The following is a 5,400-nucleotide window of genomic DNA, read 5'->3' as shown; positions in this document are numbered from 1 at the left end:
TATGTGCAATGTCCTGTAATGGCTATTCCCGTAAACTACAAATATAAACAGCCAAAACACATCCTGTTTCCAACAAATTACATGATTCCTTATAAAAGACGTGAGCTTAAATTGGTTTGCGAAATGGTCTTTCCTTATAGAGCTATAATCGATATGTTATACATTTCAAAAAGCAGTAAACTATCCGTAAGACAAACCGATAATAAAAAATTTATTCAAGATGAATTGTGTAAAAACAGTATAAACTTTAAGGTTGATAATAGCAAACATATTGTAAATGCTATTTACAAGCACATTAAAGAAAATAATACAGATATACTGGTGATGGTTAATACAAAACATTCGTTTTTCGAAAATATTTTATACCAATCAACCATTGATGAGTTGAGTTTAAACCTGAATATTCCGTTTTTAGCCTTGCAAAATATAAGTCGTGATTAATACATAATTTAAAAAATAATGACCATGAAAAATATACTTCTTCCCACCGATTTTTCTGAAAATTCTTGGAATGCTATAGCTTATGCATTGCAGTTGTTTAAAAATGAAACTTGTAATTTTTATTTATTAAATACTTATACGCCCGCAGTTTATCAAGTGGAATACGTGTTGGTAGCACCAGCTCAATTTGGTATGGTAGATGCCGTGCGGAATGAATCTTTAAGACAATTAAATGATTTTAAAGATAAAATACTTGATAATTATAAAAAACCTAATCATAATATTGAAATTATTTCAAGTTTTAATACGCTAATTTCAGAAATTAAAGAGGTTGTAGATAAGAAAGCTATCGATTATTTGGTAATGGGAACTAAAGGAGCTACTGGAGCAAAAGAAATTTTATTTGGCTCGAACACGGTGCATGTTTTTAAAAGTGTAAAATGCCCAATAATTGCTATACCAAGTGATTTTGATTTTGAAAAGCCACACGAAGTGTTATTTCCAACAGATTATGATATTGATTATCAAGACCATCATATAAAACCTATTATTGATTTGGTATCACTTTATACAACTAGAGTGAATGTATTAAATGTGTCTTATGGTTATGATTTAACAGAATTACAAGAAGAAAACAAGCAAAAACTTGAGGCTTATTTTAAAGACACTTCAAATTTATTTCATAGCGTAAGTAACCAAAATGTTGCTGATGCCATAAATAATTTTCAGCTAAAAATGCGCATTAACTTGTTGATTATGATTAATAATAAGCATTCTTTTTTCGAGAATTTGTTCTTTAAATCCACCATTAATCAAATAGGATTTCATTTAAATATTCCTTTTTTAGTAATTCCGGCAACGGAAAAATAAACTGAATTTTTCAAATGTTCTCTTACAATTAAAACCTAGAACCGATGAAACGAGCCATATTAATACCCACAGATTTTTCAGATAATTCCTGGAGTGCTATAGGTTATGCATTACAGTTGTATAAAGATGTTGAATGTATTTTTTATCTTTTACATTCAACAGCCATAAAAGTGTCAACTTTATCTAACCTTTCAAACAAGGTCACAGAAACTATAAAAAATAATGCGCTTAAAGAGTTATTAGAAATGAAGGATTTGGTTGAAGTTAATAATGGTAATGCCAATCACGATTTTCAAATAATTTTAAGTCCGCAAGAATTAAATAAAGCTATAAAAAAGGCCATTGAAGAATGGAAAATAGATTTAATTGTTATGGGTACAAAAGGATCAACGGGTGCACGAGAATTTTTCTTTGGAAGTAATACGGTGCATGTTGTACAGCACATTAGAAATTGTCCAGTATTAATTGTTCCGGAAGATTACAATTTTATAAAACCGTTACAAATTGCTTTTCCAACAGACTATAATCGTTTTTATAGCTTAAAGGAAATAAGACCCTTAAAGCAATTAGCCGATGTGTATGATTCAAAAATTAGAATTGTTCATATAAACGAAGAAGATGACTTAAATGATGTTCAGGATTATAATTTAATGGAACTTCAAACCTATTTAAGCGATTATGATTACAGTTTTCATTGGATGCCAAAATACGCCAAAAAAGTTGCAGAAATAAATGATTTTATTGAAGAACTCGGCATTGATATACTAGCTATGGTGAACTACAAACATAGTTTTATTGAAAAAATAATAAATGAACCTGTAATAAAAAAAATAGGTTTTCACCCTAAAATACCGTTTTTGGTTATCCCTGAATAAGCTGATAGTTATCATAGTAATCAATAAATCTTTAACTTAAATTTAAGTAATTGATTAAAAAAAATATAGAGAGATGAAACGCAAAATATTATTACCAACAGATTTTTCTAAAAATGCGTGGCATGCTATAAACTACGCAATAGAATTATACAAAAAGGATCAGGTTGATTTTTATATACTGAATGTGTTTACAGCTACAGGAAACATTATTGATAGCCTTGTTAATATGGAACCTGGAAGTGAATTATATGAAACAGCAAAATTAAAATCTGAAAACGGCTTAGCTAAAGTTTTGGATATGCTGGCATTTAAAGATTCAAAAAACCAAAGACATCATTTTGAAATTATTTCAACATTTAATAATGCCGTTGAAGCGATTAGAAATATTGTAGAGGAAAAGGATATTGAAATGATTGTAATGGGCACAAAAGGTGAATCCAATTTCAATAAAACAGTTTATGGAAGCACCGCTATAAATGTGATGGAAAAGGTGAGAAATTGCCCTGTAATTGTAGTTCCAGAACAGGCAAGACATAATTTACCAAAAGAAATTGTATTCCCTACAAGTTACAGAACGCATTTTAAAAGACGCGAATTAAACCATTTAATAGAGCTTGCTGAAAAATGTGAAGCTTCAATAAGAGTGCTTCATGTTGCTGAGGAAGACGAACTAGATGAAAAACAACTTAATAATAAAAAACTTTTAGAGGAATATTTTGAAAAGATAGACTTTTCTTTTCATACCCTTGGACCTATAGAAGTACCAGTAGCTATAAGTTGCTTTATTGATAGTAGAGAAAGTGATATGGTAGCATTTATAAATAAAAAACATGCCTTTTTTGGAAGTATTTTAAGTAAGCCATTGGTTAAAGAAATTGGCTTTGATTCCAAAGTGCCCATATTAGTTATGCATGATTTAAGAAACTAAAAAAAATATTTAAAACAAATCACAATGTCTAATTTAAAATTCGATGACGTAAAGAAAACCGGTATTTGGTTGGATAAGGAAAAAGCGATAATTGTTAACCTATATAACGGAAATATTACTGTAAACACCATATTATCTCGTATGGAGCCTTTTTATATACAAGGTGGTTCAGGAACTTCAAAAAAGGGTGGTCCGCTGGAGGTTGTGCACGAAAGTAAATATTTGGAACGTAAAAAGAACCAGATTAAAAAGTACTTTAATCAAGTCATTTCAGAAATAACAGAAACTAATGCTATAGTACTTTTTGGTCCGGCTGAAACTTGTATTAAGTTTAATAAAGAATTATTAGAAAAACATAAAGAATTAGGCGCTAAAGTTAAGGATGTGGTAAAAGCGGATAGCATGACCAAAAGGCAAGTAAAAGCTTGGGTTAAAAAATTTTATAAATCGGCATCTTAGTCGGTTTTAAGTAGGTTGGTTAGTTGCTGCCAAAGTCATTTTTTGGCTTTGGCAGTTTTTATAAATACATAAAAATGGAAACAAACTCAATTGATATTATTAAATCGTCAGGAAAAAAAGTAAAATTTTCTTTAGATAAATTAAGAGCCTCTTTAAACAGCACAGGTGCAGACCAGCAAACGGTTAGTCAAATTATAGATAAGGTTAGGGATGAGTTATATCAGGGCATTTCAACCAAGGAAATTTATAATAGAGCATTTGCATTACTCAAAAAGAAGAAAAGTTATTTAGCCTCAAAATACAAACTTAAAAAAGCTATTTACGAGTTAGGTCCAACTGGTTTTCCTTTTGAGCGTTTTATTAGTGCCATTTTGGAATATTCTGGTTATAAAACCGAAATTGATAAAATTTTACAAGGACAATGTGTGACTCACGAAATTGATGTAATAGCACATAAAAATAATGAAACAACCATCATAGAATGTAAATTTCATAACGAAGAAGGGCTAAATTGTAATGTGAAAATTCCGCTTTATATAAACTCGCGTTATAATGATGTAAAAACATTTTGGAATGCAAATCCTAAAAATGGGACTAAACTCACAAAAGGATGGGTGGTAACTAATACACGTTTTACAGAAGATGCATTGCTGTTTGGTAATTGTGCTAATCTTTATTTATTAAGTTGGGACTACCCTAAAAATGACGCATTAAAAGACCGTATAGATCGCTTAGGGTTGTATCCAATAACGGTTTCTACACTTTTAACAAAACGAGAAAAACAATTTTTATTAAGCAGAGATGTGGTTTTATGCAGGCAGCTTATTGGCGATGCTTTTTATTTGGATCATCTTGGAGTTTCTGAAACTAGAAAGGAAAGAATATTGAACGAAATAAAAATGTTGTGTAATAAAATGGATTGATTTTAAGGTTGCATTATTGGATTGAAGCGACTTTATGAATGCTTTTTTATCATTTTAAACTAAAAACAGTAAACATGGAAAATGTTGTAAAAGTCAATTTTTTAGGTGCAGCTGGTGTCGTTACCGGTTCAAAATTTCTGATTGAAACTTCAGAAAGAAATATATTGATAGACTGCGGAATGTTTCAAGGTTTAAAAGAATTAAGGGAACTCAATTGGAAAAATTTACCTGTTGATGTTAAAGCTATTGATGTGGTTTTGCTTACACACGGACATTTGGATCATGTTGGCTATTTACCCAGATTATTAAAACAGGGGTATTCTGGCAAAATTATAGGCACAGCACCAACTTTGGCTATCGCCGAAATTATTTTAATTGATAGTGCCAAAATTCATGAAGAAGATGCAAAAAAAGCAAATCAGGAAAATTACACGAAACATAACCCAGCTTTGCCATTTTACGATAAGCTTGACGCGGAAAAAACCATAGCTCGGTTTCAAGTTGAAGTTGAAAATACATGGATAAAGTTATCTGAAAATATTTCCTATCGTTTTCAATATAATGGCCATATTATTGGAGCCACATTCATTGAATTGGATATTAATGGGAAACGATTTGTGTTTTCTGGAGATATTGGTAGGCCAAATGATTACTTGCTAGACGATCCGAAAAAACCAGAATGGGCCGATTTTTTATTTGTTGAAAGTACGTATGGAAATAAACTGCACGCAATTGAAAATGTTGATGAAGTTTTATCCACCATTATTAATGATACCATTCATAAAAAAGGAAATTTAATTATCCCAAGTTTTGCTGTTGAGCGTTTGCAAACACTTATGTATTTACTCTGGCAACTTTATAAAAAAAACAAAATACCTAATATTCCTATTTTTATCGATAGCCC

Annotated in this window: 6 protein-coding genes and 1 pseudogene; all 7 read left to right on the top strand. The window is 30.4% G+C overall.

Features of this window, described 5'->3' with window-relative positions; translation table 11 throughout:
* Positions 1-441, top strand: a pseudogene (locus tag WBN21_RS03740) (universal stress protein); the annotation flags it as partial.
* 24 nt (positions 442-465) lie between these two features.
* On the top strand, positions 466-1,311 hold the full coding sequence (locus WBN21_RS03735; RefSeq protein WP_424197957.1) for a universal stress protein: 846 nt from the start codon (positions 466-468) through the stop codon (positions 1,309-1,311).
* A 44-nt stretch (positions 1,312-1,355) separates the two neighbouring features.
* Positions 1,356-2,186: a universal stress protein gene (locus WBN21_RS03730; protein WP_424197956.1), complete on the top strand. Its 831-nt coding sequence runs from the start codon at positions 1,356-1,358 to the stop codon at positions 2,184-2,186.
* Between the two features lie 73 nt (positions 2,187-2,259).
* Positions 2,260-3,114 (top strand): universal stress protein, encoded by an 855-nt coding sequence (locus WBN21_RS03725; RefSeq protein WP_424197955.1) that lies wholly within the window; start codon positions 2,260-2,262, stop codon positions 3,112-3,114.
* A gap of 24 nt (positions 3,115-3,138) precedes the next feature.
* Positions 3,139-3,573 (top strand): hypothetical protein, encoded by a 435-nt coding sequence (locus WBN21_RS03720; protein WP_424197954.1) that lies wholly within the window; start codon positions 3,139-3,141, stop codon positions 3,571-3,573.
* A gap of 74 nt (positions 3,574-3,647) precedes the next feature.
* Positions 3,648-4,496, top strand: a complete 849-nt coding sequence (locus WBN21_RS03715) for an ATP cone domain-containing protein (protein ID WP_424197953.1) — start codon at positions 3,648-3,650, stop codon at positions 4,494-4,496.
* Positions 4,497-4,570: 74 nt separating this feature from the next.
* Positions 4,571-5,400: MBL fold metallo-hydrolase (locus WBN21_RS03710; protein WP_424197952.1), on the top strand; the 830-nt coding region annotated here is incomplete at its 3' end.

The sequence above is a fragment of the Algibacter sp. genome (genome assembly GCF_049667265.1).
GTDB lineage: Bacteria > Bacteroidota > Bacteroidia > Flavobacteriales > Flavobacteriaceae > Algibacter_B.
The sequence above is the reverse complement of the archived record's forward strand: the minus strand, read 5'-3'. Positions and strand labels throughout refer to the sequence as shown.

Bases quoted from the DNA above. Each gene is read 5' to 3' on its own strand.
- WBN21_RS03735 (WP_424197957.1), top strand. From the start codon at position 466: ATGAAAAATATACTTCTTCCCACCGATTTTTCTGAAAATTCTTGGAAT.
- WBN21_RS03730 (WP_424197956.1), top strand. From the start codon at position 1,356: ATGAAACGAGCCATATTAATACCCACAGATTTTTCAGATAATTCCTGG.
- WBN21_RS03725 (WP_424197955.1), top strand. From the start codon at position 2,260: ATGAAACGCAAAATATTATTACCAACAGATTTTTCTAAAAATGCGTGG.
- WBN21_RS03720 (WP_424197954.1), top strand. From the start codon at position 3,139: ATGTCTAATTTAAAATTCGATGACGTAAAGAAAACCGGTATTTGGTTG.
- WBN21_RS03715 (WP_424197953.1), top strand. From the start codon at position 3,648: ATGGAAACAAACTCAATTGATATTATTAAATCGTCAGGAAAAAAAGTA.